This is a genomic window from Lentibacillus jeotgali (assembly GCF_000224785.1).
Lineage (GTDB): Bacteria > Bacillota > Bacilli > Bacillales > Amphibacillaceae > Lentibacillus > Lentibacillus jeotgali.
Window position 1 is genome coordinate 69,801 of sequence record NZ_AGAV01000017.1, and the last position, 16,210, is coordinate 86,010.

General features: G+C 44.9%; 18 protein-coding genes. 12 read left to right on the forward strand and 6 right to left on the reverse strand.

The annotated features are described in order from the left end of the window. The first annotated feature begins 684 nt into the window (after nucleotides 1–684). The 7 genes from ON01_RS14115 to ON01_RS14145 all read left to right on the forward strand — a co-directional run bounded on the left by ON01_RS14115 (nucleotide 685) and on the right by ON01_RS14145 (nucleotide 5,311). Nucleotides 685–1,122: a YwqH-like family protein gene (locus tag ON01_RS14115; protein ID WP_280990991.1), complete on the forward strand. Its 438-nt coding sequence runs from the start codon at nucleotides 685–687 to the stop codon at nucleotides 1,120–1,122. Next, nucleotides 1,115–1,396, forward strand: a complete 282-nt coding sequence (locus ON01_RS14120) for a YwqI/YxiC family protein (protein WP_010531718.1) — start codon at nucleotides 1,115–1,117, stop codon at nucleotides 1,394–1,396. The genes ON01_RS14115 and ON01_RS14120 overlap by 8 nt, the downstream gene beginning before the upstream one ends. Before the next feature lie 31 nt (nucleotides 1,397–1,427). Continuing rightward, nucleotides 1,428–3,551 (forward strand): T7SS effector LXG polymorphic toxin, encoded by a 2,124-nt coding sequence (locus ON01_RS19940; RefSeq protein WP_280990992.1) that lies wholly within the window; start codon nucleotides 1,428–1,430, stop codon nucleotides 3,549–3,551. 1 nt (nucleotide 3,552) lies between these two features. Further along, entirely contained in the window at nucleotides 3,553–3,963 is a 411-nt protein-coding gene (locus tag ON01_RS14130) for an immunity protein YezG family protein (protein ID WP_010531720.1), read from the forward strand. Continuing rightward, complete coding sequence (locus ON01_RS14135) at nucleotides 3,964–4,380, forward strand: immunity protein YezG family protein (protein ID WP_010531721.1); 417 nt, start codon at nucleotides 3,964–3,966, stop codon at nucleotides 4,378–4,380. A gap of 365 nt (nucleotides 4,381–4,745) precedes the next feature. Beyond that, on the forward strand, nucleotides 4,746–4,982 hold the full coding sequence (locus ON01_RS14140; RefSeq protein ID WP_010531722.1) for an AbrB/MazE/SpoVT family DNA-binding domain-containing protein: 237 nt from the start codon (nucleotides 4,746–4,748) through the stop codon (nucleotides 4,980–4,982). After that, the gene (locus ON01_RS14145) at nucleotides 4,979–5,311 is read left to right on the forward strand and encodes a type II toxin-antitoxin system PemK/MazF family toxin (RefSeq protein WP_010531723.1); all 333 of its coding nucleotides are present in this window, start codon (nucleotides 4,979–4,981) and stop codon (nucleotides 5,309–5,311) included. The genes ON01_RS14140 and ON01_RS14145 overlap by 4 nt, the downstream gene beginning before the upstream one ends. Nucleotides 5,312–5,526: 215 nt before the next feature. On the opposite strand, the gene ON01_RS14150 is transcribed toward ON01_RS14145, so the two are convergent. Then, nucleotides 5,527–6,093 carry a Maf family protein gene (locus tag ON01_RS14150; protein WP_010531724.1) on the reverse strand — a complete coding sequence of 189 codons (567 nt, stop codon included), beginning with the start codon at nucleotides 6,091–6,093 and terminating at the stop codon, nucleotides 5,527–5,529. Nucleotides 6,094–6,979: 886 nt separating this feature from the next. Here ON01_RS14150 and ON01_RS14160 point away from each other — a divergent pair. After that, nucleotides 6,980–8,443: a PTS mannitol transporter subunit IIBC gene (locus tag ON01_RS14160; protein WP_010531726.1), complete on the forward strand. Its 1,464-nt coding sequence runs from the start codon at nucleotides 6,980–6,982 to the stop codon at nucleotides 8,441–8,443. A gap of 168 nt (nucleotides 8,444–8,611) precedes the next feature. Here ON01_RS14160 and ON01_RS14165 read toward each other — a convergent pair whose 3' ends face one another. Next, a complete protein-coding gene (locus ON01_RS14165) occupies nucleotides 8,612–8,809 on the reverse strand; it encodes a hypothetical protein (RefSeq protein ID WP_010531727.1) in 198 nt (65 codons plus the stop codon). Nucleotides 8,810–9,019: 210 nt separating this feature from the next. Here ON01_RS14165 and ON01_RS14170 point away from each other — a divergent pair, with 210 nt between their 5' ends. From ON01_RS14170 to ON01_RS20245, 4 genes are all read left to right on the forward strand, one after another. Further along, a complete protein-coding gene (locus ON01_RS14170) occupies nucleotides 9,020–11,101 on the forward strand; it encodes a BglG family transcription antiterminator (protein WP_245545011.1) in 2,082 nt (693 codons plus the stop codon). Between the two features lie 15 nt (nucleotides 11,102–11,116). Further along, a complete protein-coding gene (locus ON01_RS14175; RefSeq protein WP_010531729.1) occupies nucleotides 11,117–11,551 on the forward strand; it encodes a PTS mannitol transporter subunit IIA in 435 nt (144 codons plus the stop codon). Next, nucleotides 11,552–12,694 carry a mannitol-1-phosphate 5-dehydrogenase gene (locus ON01_RS14180; RefSeq protein ID WP_010531730.1) on the forward strand — a complete coding sequence of 381 codons (1,143 nt, stop codon included), beginning with the start codon at nucleotides 11,552–11,554 and terminating at the stop codon, nucleotides 12,692–12,694. A gap of 478 nt (nucleotides 12,695–13,172) precedes the next feature. Further along, entirely contained in the window at nucleotides 13,173–13,238 is a 66-nt protein-coding gene (locus tag ON01_RS20245) for a putative holin-like toxin (protein ID WP_425357512.1), read from the forward strand. Between the two features lie 604 nt (nucleotides 13,239–13,842). Here ON01_RS20245 and ON01_RS14190 read toward each other — a convergent pair. The 4 genes from ON01_RS14190 to ON01_RS19575 form a co-directional block, all read right to left on the reverse strand. Beyond that, a complete protein-coding gene (locus ON01_RS14190) occupies nucleotides 13,843–14,256 on the reverse strand; it encodes a hypothetical protein (RefSeq protein ID WP_138919798.1) in 414 nt (137 codons plus the stop codon). Between the two features lie 94 nt (nucleotides 14,257–14,350). Further along, entirely contained in the window at nucleotides 14,351–15,022 is a 672-nt protein-coding gene (locus ON01_RS14195) for a queuosine precursor transporter (RefSeq protein ID WP_010531732.1), read from the reverse strand. Then, on the reverse strand, nucleotides 15,019–15,663 hold the full coding sequence (gene queC / locus ON01_RS14200) for a 7-cyano-7-deazaguanine synthase QueC (protein ID WP_010531733.1): 645 nt from the start codon (nucleotides 15,661–15,663) through the stop codon (nucleotides 15,019–15,021). Before queC ends, ON01_RS14195 begins: the two co-directional genes overlap by 4 nt. 331 nt (nucleotides 15,664–15,994) lie before the next feature. After that, nucleotides 15,995–16,210 (reverse strand): hypothetical protein (locus tag ON01_RS19575; RefSeq protein ID WP_010531734.1); only part of this gene is annotated, 216 nt, incomplete at its 5' end.

The following is a 16,210-nucleotide window of genomic DNA, read 5'->3' on the forward strand; positions in this document are numbered from 1 at the left end:
CCAACTTGTGTGGCGAAGGGTGGAACTCGTGCAAGAACGCTTCGAACATGTGCGGGAGGCCCTTAAACTTGTGTAGGAAGACCTCTAACTTGTGCGAAAACCTTTCGAACTCGTGCGAGAGGCGCTCCAACTTGTGCGGAATCCAGCAAAATTCGTGCGGGAGGCCCTTAAACTTGTGTAGGAAGATCTCTAACTTGTGCGAAAACCTTTCGAACTCGTGCGAGAAGCGCTCAAACTTGTGCGGGATCCAGCTAAACTCGTGCAGAGAGGCGCTTAAACTTGTGCAGGAAGGGCTCTAACCTGTGCGACAGGTGTTCCAACCCGTGCGAGAACCGCACGAACTTGTGCGAAAGCGCCGAAACTCTTGCGAGGACCAGCCCAAGTTGTGCGAAAACCCTTCGAACCGTGCGTAAACCACCCCAACTCGTGCAAGAACCACCTCAACTTGATCGCCCCAAGAACTAAAACGATCACCGACACCCCAATCAAAAATGTTGTTTTCGGCCCAAGCCGAAAACCTTCCTTATTAGAAAGACTTTTAGAAATAGGTATAAAGTATTGCATTCCCTTCAAATACACACAGAAAAATAGTACTTTCATCCCCTTAGTAAAAGTTTCTAATTATTTTACAATAATAGGTAACTAAGAAAAACGGCTTAATTCAAAAGAATTTATTGTAATGGGGTGAAACGGTTGGCAAACACTGTCTTCCAACTTGATTCTCAAATATCTGGCGTGCAGTGGGCAATAAATTCGATAAATGCCCAATTGCAGCAGAAGCAGGAGGATTTGATAAGGCTGAAAAGGGCGCTCTCACAATTGTTGGATTGCAGTGATGAATTTCAACATAAAAAGGGTGTCTGTCTGGATCCATCACTGTCTAAAAATACATGGAGCGGGAGTATGGCAAACAATTTTGAGGGGTTCAAACAAAGGGAATTACAGGGAAGCTATCAATCTATTGAACAGAGAGATCTGCAGACTGTTATTTCCAGAGTGGAAACAGAAATCGAGCAAATCAAACAGGAGATCATTTCTTTGGAAAATGATCGTTCATCCCAGCAATCAAGGCTGAATGATTTACATGACCAAAGGAGAGGGGAGCTGCTGAACAATGAGTGAAGAAATCAAACTTAACGATTCACCCGTCCAACAATCATTGAGTGAATTAAAGAATGCGGTAGAATCAATGGAGAACGCTTTCTCCAAGCATGCTTCAGGGGACAGTTCAATGGACGTGACGGATAAGCTTCAGCAGATGAAACAGCAGTTGGAGCATATAAACGTGTCCTACCAAACAGTACTTCGGGAAAATACAGAATCGGCAAATCGTGTGGTTGAAAGACTGAAGGAAACGGATGAAACGGTGGCCTCTTCTTTCCAAGTATTGAAATAAGGGTAAGGTTATTGGAAAGGGGTGAAACGCTATAAAAGTTTTAGATGTACAGCAGCTACATAATGAAATTGACCAAACGACGACGAATTTAACCAGGCTGAAGGATCAGATCAAAAAAATCCAGACAAAGCTAGATGGATTTGTTGCGATGGAGGATGCTTTTAAAGGGAAAGCGGCAAATTCCATCCGGGCTTTCTATCAGGAAAGCCATATGCCATTCCTCGTATTTATGGAAGGATTCATCACGGATTTTCAGGATACCCTGGCCAAAATCAAAGATTCACTTGCCTCATTGGAGCCTGATGAACAGGGCTATATCCGCGAATCTTTTTTGCGGGAAGATGTCAAACAGGGATTGAAAAATGCAGAAAATGTTACAATGACTTTAACCGATGAAGCCAATAGTATCATTTCCTCTGTCGGGGATATTGTGCCATTGCCTTCTGTGGATGACAGTGACTTTCTCGATCGCTCGCAGCAGGCACGAAAAAAGACAGACCACACACTGGAAAAATTGTACACATTTGATTCCGAAAGCACAAGAGCGCTGGATAAACCCCAGAATGATCTGGATTTAATGCAAACTTACATCAATAAACTTGGCGGAATGGTCTCCAGCGGCGACATCAGCATTGGAAATTATTCCGTTCAGCAGCTGTCCCAGCACGATTTCCACCAGGATTTGATTTCCGGCGTTCGGGGAAAAGCGGTACAAAATATGTTGTCCCTGGATGTGCTTATAGGCAAAGGGGCCGCAAACCTCCTGTCACGGTATGTTCCATATTCCGGAGCGTGGGTGAACATGCTGGCAGAAAAGTTTGAGATGAAGACCGCGGAATACAGTTTTAGAGCCTTAAGCGTTGTTTCAGCATCTGTCGGCAGCGATATCAGCGAGCAGGAATTTGCAACCGTCAAAGGGCAGGTCGTGAATACTGAAAAAGTGTCCGATTATAAGAATGAATGGTATGGCAACTACCACACGCTGATGGACGGTAGGATTATCCGTGAATATATGGATAACGAGGGGAATGTTAATTACAAATTCGTCTCTGAGATCCCGGAGAGCCGGTTAAAGCCGGCGGAGGAAGAGGAAAAGAATGCATTTCAAAAGTCTGTTGGAGCATTCAAGGAAATTGGATTGGATATATGGAGTGGCTTTGAAGAAAGAGGTCAAAAAGCAACAGATTCATGGTATGATTTTGGTAACTACTTGACGCTTGGCGCATTTGACTTGGCGAAAAATACGCACAGCGGATTACAGTATAATGCAGAAAATATGCTGAATTCCCCATCTGATTTTGCCAATTGGTTGACCATGGGCGGCGTTGATATGGTAAATGGCGCCGTGAATCCGGATGAGGCCTTTTCGAAAGAGCATTGGAAGTCAAGCTTCGGTTTATTTTTAACAGGCGTTGGCGCGAGAGGTGTTAGTGCCCCAAAGAGTAGCGGAATGCCTAAAACCAATTCGAAAGTAACATCGAATGATCAAGAGAGCACCGTGTCTGCAGCCAAAGCAACCTCGGCGACACGGAAACTCCCTACCCTAACGAATATAAGAGAATGGTACCGTGCGAATGTTCCTGAAATGGGACTTGTGCAAGATAGTATGGGTGGTTATTATTTTGCTGTGAAGAAGGGTGATGGGGAAAATTCCGGTAATTCTTCTGTTAATGGAGGCAAGGTAGAATATGGCGGACATTACACTAGGGTTAATCGTAAGAAGGCACTAAAACCAAATATTGAATATACGACTAAAGAAGGGTACAAATATAAAACGGATGACAAAGGACGGATTTCAGTAGCCGAGGCTAAGTTAGAGTTAGGGCAAGCAGATCGGAATCAATATGCTCAAAGGAAAGTGGGCGGAGATGACAGGTTAGAGAATGATGATGGCGGCCATTTAATTGCTAGTATTTTTAAAGGTTCTGGGGATATTGATAACTTAGTCCCAATGGATGCTACACTTAATCGAAGTGAGTATAAAACAATAGAGAATGAATGGAAAAAAGCCTTAGAAGAAGGTAAAGAAGTAACAGTCAAATTAAAGCCCATATACCAAGGACAGTCAGTGAGACCAACCGAGTTTAAATTAAATTACACAATAGATGGAAAAAAATACTCTGATAGACTAACAAACTATACAGGAGGTCACTAATTTGGAAACCAAAAAAATGGAACAAATATATCAACAAGTCGCGAACACCTTAGTCAATATAATTCCTGAGCAGTGGAAAAAATTATATTTATATGCTGAGATCAGAGAAGGGTATAAAAAAGTTTATTTCTATTATTATCCTGAGAATGGAAATAATCCAGTATACAGTCTGGATATAATTGATTTGTTTAATATGGATGAAGATATGTTTGATGAACTAGAAAATGAATTATATAGCTGTTTTTCTAATTTAAGGGAAGAATTTAAAACACAAGAACAGGAGCCTTGGACATATTTAACTTTTATACTAGAGAATAGTGGACAAATGAAGATAAACTATAGTTATGAGGATGTTTCCCAATTAGATCCTGTAGAAAAGCAAGAGAAATGGGAGGCTGAATATTTGAAGTGAATGGTTAGAAACCCGAATGATCTCACTCCAATATATCAAGAAGTAGCCAATATCTTGAATTCAATGATTCCAGAAGAATGGGAAGAAGTATTATTATATGCCGAAGTTAGAGAAGGATTTTCACAAGTATATTTTTATTACTACCCTTTGAATTCTGTGGAACCTGTCTATAGTTTAGACATTGATGAAGTTTTTGATATTGACTCTAGCGAATTTAATGCCATGGATCAAAATTTAGATGATTGTTTTCGAAGACTTTGGGAAGAATTTAAGATGCAGGATCAAGCACCGTGGACGTATTTAACATTTATGTTAGATAATACAGGCCAAATGAAAATCAGTTATTCGTATGAGGATGTATCGCATCTTGGGCCTGCGGAAAAACGTAAAAGCTGGATAGAAAAGAATTTGAGATAAATTTGCAGAAATCTATCTATATGCGTTAAGGAGTATTCTTATGAGCAAAAGTCGAGAAGGGGTAAGTTTACTTGAGGAATTACTTTATAGCGCAGACGAAAACTATATAGTAAGACAGTTAAGAAAAATAGAAGATCCTTTAACCCTACCTTGATTAGCAAATGCTTTTTCAAGGTTTTATTTATTATTCAATTTATCGTAAGGGTACAGGGATATGATGCTGTGGTACTTCATGTCTATTTAGAAGCTTTATCACATTTTTCTTGTTTTTGCATAAAATTTTCGGAGGATATATATATAATATATATACAATGTATAAATGGGGTGATACAATGAAATCAACGGAACAAAAGGGGGATATTTCTATGACAACCGTTCAAAAATGGGGTGGAAGTTTAGGCGTGATAATACCTAAGCATCTGGCAGATCAATTCGGTGTCGAACAGGGTTCAAAAGTCGAAGTGTCAGCAGATCGCAACGGTATATTCGTAAAGCCTGTTAATAACACGCCGACACTCGAAGAACTCATGAGCCAAATCACAGAAGATAATCAGCACGACGAGATTGACTTCGGCAAACCTGAAGGTGGTGAGACCTGGTGATTGATGAAAGCATTCCAGACAAAGGCGATCTGGTTTTTATCAACTTCAGTCCACAATCGGGAAGCGAACAGGCAGGACATAGGCCGGCAATCGTATTATCACCTAAGCTATTCAACAAGGGAAAGTTTGTAGCATTATGTCCGATCACTAAAAAACAGAAGGGATATCCCTTTGAGGTTCCATTACCAGAGGGTTCACCGATAGAAGGGGTTATTCTTGCAGATCAGATCAGAACGTTCGATTGGCGATCAAGAGGTTTGAAAATAAAAGGACAGGCCCCAGAGGCTATATCGGAGAAATGTGTCGATCTCATTCATACATTTATATAAAAAACAGCACTGGTGCGTGACTGTTTATAGGGGGTTATTGGGTGCGATGGAAGTATTAATAATCCCAAAAACTCCCCAAACCATTAAACGTGTACTTTTATTATAAAATAGGGATGAAGGTCTTTTCAACAATAAGTTACAAATATTGCAAAAAGTTGTGATGCCACAGCTTATACTTATAAACCGGATTGGCCGGCTAATGCGCTCCCTTCGTCCTAGTCTTCCGTGAACGGTTTGAGTTCCCGTACGACACGTGATATCGGCAGGCCGACGATATTATAGTAGTCGCCCCTGATCTGTTTGACCAACACGGCACCTGGCCCTTGTATGCCATAAGCACCCGCTTTATCAAATGGGTCCCGCGTGGCGATGTAGCGTTCAATCTCGCTGTCGGTCAATGGCCAGAACTCAACTGCTGTTTTTTCTGTGAATACCCGTTCCTCCTGGCTTGTCCGCAGCATAACCCCGGTGTGTACCTCGTGAACCTGTCCGCTTAAAGCAGCTAACATTTGAAAGGCTTTCGATTCTGTTTCGGGCTTGCCGAATATCTGATTTTGAAAGGAGACGACGGTGTCAGCGGCTAATATAAGTTCATTTTCATGCCGAATTCCCACGTTTCTTCCTTTCAACTTCGCTAGTTCTGCTACTTTTTTCGTTGGATCTGCTTCCGTAATGCGTGATTCATCCGCATCTTGTTTTCGAATGGTAAATGGAATATCTACCTGCTGCAACAGCTCTTTTCTCCTTGGTGACGATGACGCTAATATAAGTTGACGTGCCAATAGAAAACCTCCTCAGTATTAAGGTGATTGTTTATGTTGATGCCCATTCTGCAAAATATGTTATCAGTATTGTGATGGTTAACGCTATGGATAGGCTGAGCATATTGAGGATGTTGGTTTTCGGCGGCAGCCGAAAACCTTCCTTATTGTTTATTGAATGGGGATTTTTGGCTTTTGCCAAAAATCTTCAATCTAAATGGTTTTGGATGGGGTGAGGGTTGCATCGACTTGTGCAGAAACTGCTTGACTCGTGCGGGAGCGGCTCGAGTTTGTGCAGCAGATGCTGGAACTTGTACGGCAGGGGACGGAACTTGTGCGAGAGCCACGTTAACTCGTGCGGAAGCTGTCCCAACTTGAGCGAAAAGCCTTCAAACTCGTGCGAGAAAGCCTCAAACTCGTGCAAGAACCGCCTCAGCTCGTGCGATATCAGCGTCCATTTGTGCGGTAGCCATCCCAATTCGTGCAGGAAGCCCCCGAACTTGAGCGGGAGTCGCCTCAACTCGTGCGAGAAGCCCGCGCACTTGTGCGGGAGATACCCTGATTTGAGCGAAACGCCTTCGAACTTGTGCGAGAAAACTTCGAATTCGTTCGAGAACCTCTCAAACTTATGCAAAAACAGTGTCCACTTGTGCGATGGTGGCGTAAACTCGTGCAAGAGCAGCAACCACTTATGTAGAAATTCTCCTAACACATGATGCACACTTCCCCCAATCAATCAAATCGTTGACTTTCGGCACCTGCCGAAAGTCTTCATTATTCACTATTAAATCATGTCACCATCTCCCACGACAAATTAGTATTAAGATTAAATTGAATACATTGCCAACACGCTTTACGCTAAAGATAGGACTTATACAAGATAATACCAGAAAGGAGTATACAAACTATGGCGGAAAAAGGTTTCCGCACAAAGGTACAGCGCTTTGGCGGATTTTTAAGCGGTATGGTTATGCCGAATATCGGCGCATTTATTGCGTGGGGTATTATTACGGCGCTATTTATGACAGATGGCTGGCTGCCGAATGAGCAGCTGGCGACATTGATCGATCCGATGATCAAATACCTCCTGCCGCTTTTGATTGGTTATACCGGCGGGCAGCTGGTACATGATAAGCGTGGCGGTATCGTTGGTGCGATTTCCACGATGGGTGTGATCGTCGGTTCTGATATAACGATGTTCTTAGGTGCCATGATCATGGGGCCATTGGGCGGCTATTTGATGAAAAAAGTGGACGACTTGTTCCAGGACAAGATTCGTTCCGGATTCGAGATGCTTTATAACAATTTCTCAGCGGGTATCCTGGGTGCTATCATCGCAAGTATTTCGGTAACGCTGGTTGGCCCTATTGTTGAGGGGCTTAACAACGCACTGGCGGCTGGTGTTGAAGTGATCATTAATGCCGGGTTACTGCCACTGGCCAGTATCATCATCGAGCCTGCAAAAATTTTATTCCTGAATAATGCCATTAACCATGGCATTTTAAGCCCAATCGGGGTGGAACAGTCTACTGAAGTTGGTAAATCTATTCTGTTCCTGCTGGAGGCGAACCCAGGCCCGGGGTTGGGTGTCTTATTGGCGTTTGCTATTTTTGGGAAAGGGACATCCAAAAGCTCTGCGCCCGGTGCGGCGATCATACAGTTCTTGGGCGGCATTCATGAAATTTACTTCCCGTATGTGCTGATGAAGCCTGCTCTATTGCTGGCCGTTATCGGCGGCGGTATCAGCGGTGTGTTCACGTTTACCATTTTTAATGCCGGTCTTGTTGCAACGGCTTCACCTGGCAGTATTTTTGCTATATTGGCGTTAACACCGCAGGGCAGCTACTTCGGTGTATTGGCAGGTGTGATTGTAGCAGCAGTTGTATCATTCCTGGTTGCAGCATTCATTTTGAAGACAAGCAAATCAAACGATGAAGACCTCACCGAAGCCACTGGTAAAATGGAAGAAATGAAAGGTAAGAAGAGTTCGGTAGCGGGCAATCTGAAAGAGGATGAGTCAGCAGAAGAATCTGCCGAAAGTGATCAAACAGCGGAAACTGACGAGCAGTCTGATGTAAAACCTGCCGGCGACGTCGATAAAATCATTTTCGCCTGCGATGCCGGCATGGGCTCCAGTGCGATGGGCGCATCGTTAATGAAGAACAAACTTAAGAAAGCGGAAATTGAAACTATTGATGTGAGTAATACGGCCATCAAGGCGATCCCGGACGATGCGGATATCGTCATTACGCATAAAGATTTAACGGACCAGGCGCGGGAGAAACTGCCGAGTGCTGAGCATATTTCGGTGGAAAACTTCCTGAACAGCCCGAAATATGATGAGCTGACCGAACGTCTTAAAAAACAGTAATAGGGGATTTTTGGCTTTTGCCAAAAATCTTCAATAAAATGGTTTGGACCTGGGCGAGCCGCTTGATAACCTGTGCAGAAACTGTCTCGTCTCGTACGAGAGCGGGCCTAGTTTGTGCAGCAGTCGCTCGGACGTGTGCGGCGGTGGCTGGGACTCGTGCAGGTGGTGTTAATACTTGTGCGAGAGTTCCTCAACCTTGAGCGGGATCGCCATCAACTTGAGCGAGGAGCCCCCGACCATGAGCGAGAGCAGCCTCAGCTTGTGCGAGAAAGCTTCGAACATGTGCGGGAAAAGTCTCAACTTGTGCGAGAGACCCTTGAACTCGTGCCAGAGCAGTGCCCGCTTGTGCGGCATCGACGTAAACATGTGCGAGGGACCTCCTAACTCATGCGAGGAGCTCTCGAACTCGTGCGGGAACCGCCACTATTTGTGTGATAATGACTTAAACTCGTGCGAAAGCGGCACAAACTTGTGCAGAAGCTTTCCGAACACATGAGCACACTGCCCCAATCGAGCGAGCGCCACATCAATAAGTTGACTTTCGGCGCCTGCCGAAAGTATTCATTTGCAAGGGAGGTGAGCCGTTTGTATCTGACAGGCCGTGAGCGTAAAATGCTTGAACATTTATTGGAGGCTCAGGAAGCTGTCACGATTAGAACAATCGCTGATAAGCTTGATGTCAGTGAGCGCACCGTCCAGAGGGATTTAAGCAATATTGAGCGGATTTTGTTCGATTACAACCTGGAGCTGCATAAGCAATCAGGTGTCGGCCTGCAGATTTCCGGCTTAGAGGCTGACAAAAAACACCTACTCACAGAAATCACGGAAACATCGTGGTCCGAGTTTACACCGGAAGAACGGCAGACGATTATTTTATCAACGCTTCTGGAGACGGATGAGCCGGTCAAACTGTTCACCCTTGCGGCAAATTTGAACGTGACAACGGCAACAGTCAGTCATGATTTGGATCAGCTGGAGATGAAACTTGTCCATCACAAACTCCAATTGATTAGAAGAAGGGGCTACGGTGTCCGGATTGAAGGCAGGGAAGCTGATAAGCGTGCGGCAATCAGCAGTCTAATTTCCGAGCACGTGAATACATCCGAGATGGTGTCATTTTTAAAACAGCGGACACAAGCCCCTACGATGAATGCCATATCCGATCGACTGCTCGGGCTGGTCAATCCTGAGAAATTAAGCATTATTGAACAACGTGTGGTTCAAGCGAGGGATGAGCTGCGTTATGATCTGGCGGACAGTGCCTATATCGGGCTGGTTGTTCACCTGGCTTTGGCCATTGAGCGGCTACAAAAAGGCGACACGATCGAATTTGATCGGGAATATTTGCGTGAAATCAGCGAGACGAATGAGTACACTATCGCTAAAAAACTGATCCATGACCTTGAAAATGATCTCGATATGACGATTCCAACTGATGAGATTGGCTATATCACCATGCACTTAATGGGCGCGAAACTAAGGGTGGACCAGCATTATGTGATAGAAGATTCGAGTCTTGATGTGGCCTATCAGGCAAAAGCGATCATCGAGTTTGTCAGCAGTCATCTGGGAAAAGACTTAACCTACAACATCACGCTGCTGAATGATCTCGTCGCTCATTTGAAGCCGTCCATCTACAGGCTCAAAAAAGGATTAACGATCAGCAATCCAATGCTGGATGAGATAAGAAGTGATTACAATGACTTATTTACAATCGTTCAGGATGCCGTGAATGACGTCTTCCCGGACATGGCTTTTCCGGAAGATGAAGTCGCCTATCTGGTGCTTCATTTTGCCGCGATCCTGTTGCACGATGAAACGGATGCGAGCATGCGGGCGCTGGTCATTTGCTCAAGCGGCATTGGGACTGCGAAAATGCTGGCAACTAAGCTGAAGCAGCAGATTCCGGAGATTAAGCAAGTGGAAAACAAATCGATGTTTGATCTGGAACGAACCGAAACAGATAACTATGATATCATCGTATCCACGATCCCGCTGGATGAAGCGGCAGATGATTATATCCTGACCTCGCCTATGCTGACCAAACCGGAAGCGGACGAGGTGAAACGGGCGATCCGGAAACGAAAAGCCACTGTATTTAAACAGCCTTATAAGCAGATGAAACAGCAATCAAATAGCCGACAAAAGCTAGAAGTGACTCAAGGCTATTTAGCGGCGATCCTGGATGTGCTGAAGTCACTTGACGTTAAGCATTTGTCAGGGAACATGTCGCTGGAAAGCCTTTTGCAGGAAGCGTGCGAACAACTGGCGGGAAGCAGCGTCATACGAGATCCGGGAAATGTCAAACGCGTCTTAATCGACAGGCAGGCGAAGAGCGGGCTCGGCATTCCAGGATCACATCTGGCGCTTTTTCATACACGGACAGCTGATGTCATGCAGCCGAGTTTTACCGTTTATACACTGGATTCGCCTATCACCATAAAAAGTATGGACGGTTCCGATATGATGATGAACACACTGCTGCTGATGCTAGCACCAGCCGATGCAGATCAGGAAGTGCTGGAGGCGCTAAGCTACCTCAGCAGTCTGATTATAGAAGAGGAAAGTATCCAGACGCTCGAGTCCGGGAATGTAGACCGAATCGAGGAGCACCTGTCAAAACATTTTTATAAATGGCTAAATGAAAATATTATGTAAGGAGTGCATCACGCTATGGCAAAAGATATCTTAACGAAAGCGAATATTCATTTGAATCAATCATTGAACAGCAAAGAGGAAGCGGTCCGATATACAGGCAAAATCCTGGCTGACAATGGCTATGTGCAGGAGGCCTATATCGATAAAATGCTGGAACGCGAAGAAGTAACGTCCACGTTTATGGGAAATTATGTTGCGATTCCGCATGGCACAGAAGATGCCAGAGACTTAGTTCAGGAAACAGGGCTGTCCGTTGTCACCGTACCTGATGGCGTCGACTTTGATGGCAACACGGTGAAAGTATTGATTGGCATCGCCGGGAAAGAAAATGAACATTTGGATGTACTATCAAAAATCGCGATTGTCTGCGCCGAGGAAGAAAACATCCAAAAAATCGTTGATGCAACATCAGAGGAAGACATCATTGATCTGTTCGATGAGGTGAACTAAATGGAAGCTGTACATTTTGGTGCCGGCAATATCGGCCGGGGCTTCATCGGGGCTTTATTATATGAGGCAGGCTATCACACGACATTTGTCGATGTGAATGATGCCATGATCAGCGAAATAAATGACCGCCAGCAATACGATGTCGTGCTGGCTGCGGAAAACAGCGAAACATTGACCGTCAAAAATGTGTCGGGCATCAACAGCGTGACCAATCCGGATGAGGTCATCGACGCCATTAAACAAGCAGACGTTGTCACCACAGCGGTCGGACCCAATATTTTGCCGGCGATTTCAGAACTGATTGCCAAAGGACTTTGTAAACGTCTGGAAACAAGCAAACAGCCTTTGAACGTGATCGCTTGTGAAAACATGGTCGGCGGCAGTACTGTTTTGAAAGAAAATGTGTTTGCGCATTTATCTGAAGAAGAACAGACCGCATGTGCTGATGTGTTCGGGTTCCCGGATGCAGCGGTGGATCGGATTGTGCCCAACCAGTCAAATGCGGATATGCTGCAAGTGTCCGTCGAGCCATATTATGAATGGGTAGTCGAGCAAACCGCGATCAAAGGCGACAAACCACCCATCGACGGCATTACGTATGTCGATGATCTAAAACCATATATTGAGCGGAAACTGTTCACCGTCAACACCGGCCACGCGGTCCCTGCCTATATTGGCCACGCGTTGGGCTATGCCACGATCTATGAAGCGATGCAGGATCAGACCGTACAGGAAATTATCGAAGGCGCATTGCACGAATCAGGCGAGGCGCTCATTCGGACATATGGATTTGACAGAGAAGAACATGAGGACTATATCGAGAAAATCATCAAACGGTTTAAGAATCCCCATATTTCAGATGACGTCACCCGCGTCGGCCGCGGCCCAATCCGCAAGCTCGGTGCGCGTGACCGCCTGATACGTCCGGCAAGTCTCTATTTAGATTTGACCGGGGAAGCGCCGGTGAATTTGGCGAAAACTATTGCGGCAGCATTGCAATATCACGATGAAAATGATGAAGAGGCAGTTAAGCTTCAGAAAATGATCGCTGAACAAGGCTATGAAAAGACACTTCAATCCATCTCCGGCTTGGAAGCGGGGGATCCGTTGGTTGGAGCGGTCCTGAAAGAAATAGATGAATGATGAGGATTTTCGGCTGTGGCCGAAAATCTTCTTTATTTAGGGGGCGAGTGTTGGTTATGTAGGGATGTGGAGCGATCGGACGTGGGGTCTAATCGATCCAGACAGCATTAAATCAAGGATGTTGGTTTTCGGCGGCTGCCGAAAACCTTCCTTATTGTTATTTGTTATAGTGGATTTTTCGCTTGTGCCAAAAATTTTCAATAAAATCGTTTGGACCTGGGCGAGAGGCTCATAAACTTGTGCAGGAAGTGTCTCGACTCGTGCGGGAAACGCTTGGACTTGTGCGGAAGCGGTTTTAACTCGTGCGGGAGACGCCTGGACTTGTGCGAAAGCGTCCTCATCTTGTGCAGGAAGCCCTTAAACTTGTGCGAAAGCGCCTCTAACACGTGCGATAGGCACTTGAACTTGTGCGAGAGTCGCCTCAACTCGTGCGGGAAGCGCTTGGACTTGAGCGAGAGCAGCTCCAACTCGTGCAGGAATCTTCATCGTAGCTTTGGTCAACCTTATGGTTACAATAGTAGACAAAATGAACAACAAAAAATAAATCCACCCATCTCTCACTGTGCACGATGTTGGGTGGATTTTTCCTTATATCCCACAGTGGCCGTACCCCAGCGGATATGTTGCAAGAGTCGAAGTGTTAGCCCACTTCGTCTCTTTTTTTATAATATGAGTTTCTACTTGTATAATACCCTATGATTCACCATTTTAGCAACTTTTTAAAAGGGAAATTAAGAAAGACAGACTGTTGTACTGTTTTGTCTGCGAATAGGAAGTCTGAGGAAGCAAAGAATTTAAGGCTTTTTGGGCTATGTTTGCCGAAGTCCCACTATTGTTTGCAACTTTCATCGCTGATGTAAAAAAGGATGAGATAACAGCAGATGTTATTAGTCAGGAAATCATAGCACAGCAATGGCTTTAATGGAGTTATGCCCCCACAGCAGCCGATCCAGAATGACGATTTTCGGCTGTGACCGAAAATCATCTTTTTAAGGGCGAGTGTTGATTCGGGTGGGAGGACAATGAATGAACGTGCGGTCTAATCAATCGAGGCAGCATTAAATCAAGGATGTTGGTTTTCGGCGGCAGCCGAAAACCTTCCTTATTGTTATTTGTTATAGTTGATTTTTGGCTTGTGCCAAAAATCTTCAATAAAATCGTTTGGACCCGGACGGGAGGCTCATAAACTTGTGCAGGAAGTGTCTCGACTCGTGCGGGAAACGCTTGGACTTGTGCGGAAGCGTCGTCAACTTGTGTAAGAAGCGCTCGAACTTGTGCGGAAGCGTCGTCAACTTGTGTAAGAAGCGCTCGAACTTGTGCGGAAGCGTCGTCAACTTGTGTAAGAAGCGACCGAACTTGTGCGGGAGCGGCTCTAACTCGTGCGAGAAAGCTTCGAACTTGTGCGAGAGCGGCCTCAACTCCTGCGGGAAGCGCTCGAACTTGTGCAAGTGCCACCTCAACATGTGCGAGATCCGACCAATCTTGTGCAGCAACCAGCCCAACTCGTGCAGTCCAACCCCACCAAGAACGACGATTTTCGGCCCCAGCCGAAAATCCACCATCCACCACCCACCAAAACCAAGAAGAAGCTCCCGGCCAAAGCCGGGAGTTCCATTGTCTCTTTTATCTCCTGCGTCCTATCCGCTACGATAATCCTTACCCTATAGCACTGGATCTTTCCCCCTGAGTGTTTCGCACACCTTTCGCCCAGTTCACTAAAATGTAGACAAATGGCGTGTCAATCATGGCAAATAAGAACTTAATGAAATACTGTGCTGCCATCATACTTATCATCGCGCTCACTGGCATAGTGCCCGCAAATGCCACAACAATGAATACGATTGTGTCCAGCATCTGGCTTACCATTGTGCTCGCGTTATTGCGTAGCCATAGATGCTTTCCGTTTGTTTTCTTCTTGATAAAGTGGAAAAGATTGACGTCCACAAACTGACTGACTAAATATGCTGCTAATGATGCAAGTGTAATGCGCGGTACACCTGCAAGTATCAATGCGTATTCTTCACCGAATGGATACTGGTCTGGTATTGCTGCTGGAAGTGTTGAAAGATAGAGACCAATAACCATAATGATATTGGCAACAAATCCGCCTATCACAACTTTTTGTGCAACGTCTTTCCCCCAAACCTCTGAAATCGTATCAGTCATCAGAAACGTTACGGGGTAAGCAAAGATCCCGACAGTCAATACGATGCCAAATACATCGATCACTTTTTGACCCATGATGTTCGATAATAATAAACCTGACACGAAAATCATTGAAAATATGATTAATTTACCGACGTTGTTATCTTGAGAGCTGTTGATCATAAAGAATGACCCTCCTGATATTTTTTCAATCCTTCGTTTCGCAATTTACAGGAAGGGCATTCGCCACAGCCGTCTCCTTTTACGCCTTCATAGCATGTTACGGTATGTTCGCGAATGTAATGAAAGGCGTCCATGTCATCTGCAAGTTTCCACGTTTCTGCCTTATTTAACGTCATAAGTGGTGTATGAATTTTAAAAGCGTAATCCATCGCAAGGTTTAACGTTTCATTTAACGACTGAATAAAATCGTTTCTGCAATCTGGATAACCGCTGAAATCTGTTTCGCTCACACCAGTTATAACGTTGTTTGCGCCAATACTTTTAGCATAAATAGCGGCATATGATAAGAAAATATGATTTCTCCCATCAACAAACGTGTTAGGATACGTTCCACTTTCGTCTATTTCCATTTCTGGTCTTGTCATGGCATTTACAGTCAACTGATTTAATTCAGATACATTTATAAATGTCTGTTTGACGTTTAAATCACCTGCAATCTGCGTTGATGCATCAATCTCTGAATCATTTCTCTGACCATAAATAAAAGTGACGGTTTCAACCTCATCGAATTTTTCCAATGCCCAAAACAAGCATGTGGTAGAATCCTGACCGCCACTAAAGACAACTACTGCTTTTTCCATTGTTCTTCAACTCCCTTAGTTTTTATTAAAGAGGGGATGGTCTCGAACCCTCTAACATCTATTATATAGAAAAATCCTGCTCTATTTAAGTATAGTTTTAATTTTTTAAGAGCGAGTGATTAGGAAGGGCAGACAAAGATACAGTATTCTATCAAGAAAGTTGGTTTTCGGCCGCCGCCGAAAACCTTCCTTATTGTTCTTTGTAATGGGGAATTTTTGGCTTTGGCCAAAAATCTTCAATCTAAATGGTTTTGGACTCGGGCGAGCGTTGCATCAACTTGTGCAGGAACCGTCTCGACTCATGCAGGAGGCGCTCAGACTTGTGCGACAGCTACGCTGATTCGTGTGAGAACCGCCCTAATTCGTGCGGCAAGCGCTTGAACTTGAGCGGCAGCCGCCTCAACTCGAGCGAGAAGTCCTCAAACTTGTGCGAGAGCAACGCTGACTCGTGCAGGAAGACTTCAAACTTGTGCGGGAGCGGCTCTAACTCGTGCAGGAAGACTTCGAACTTGTGCGACAGCCGCTTCAACTCGAGCGAGAAGCCCTC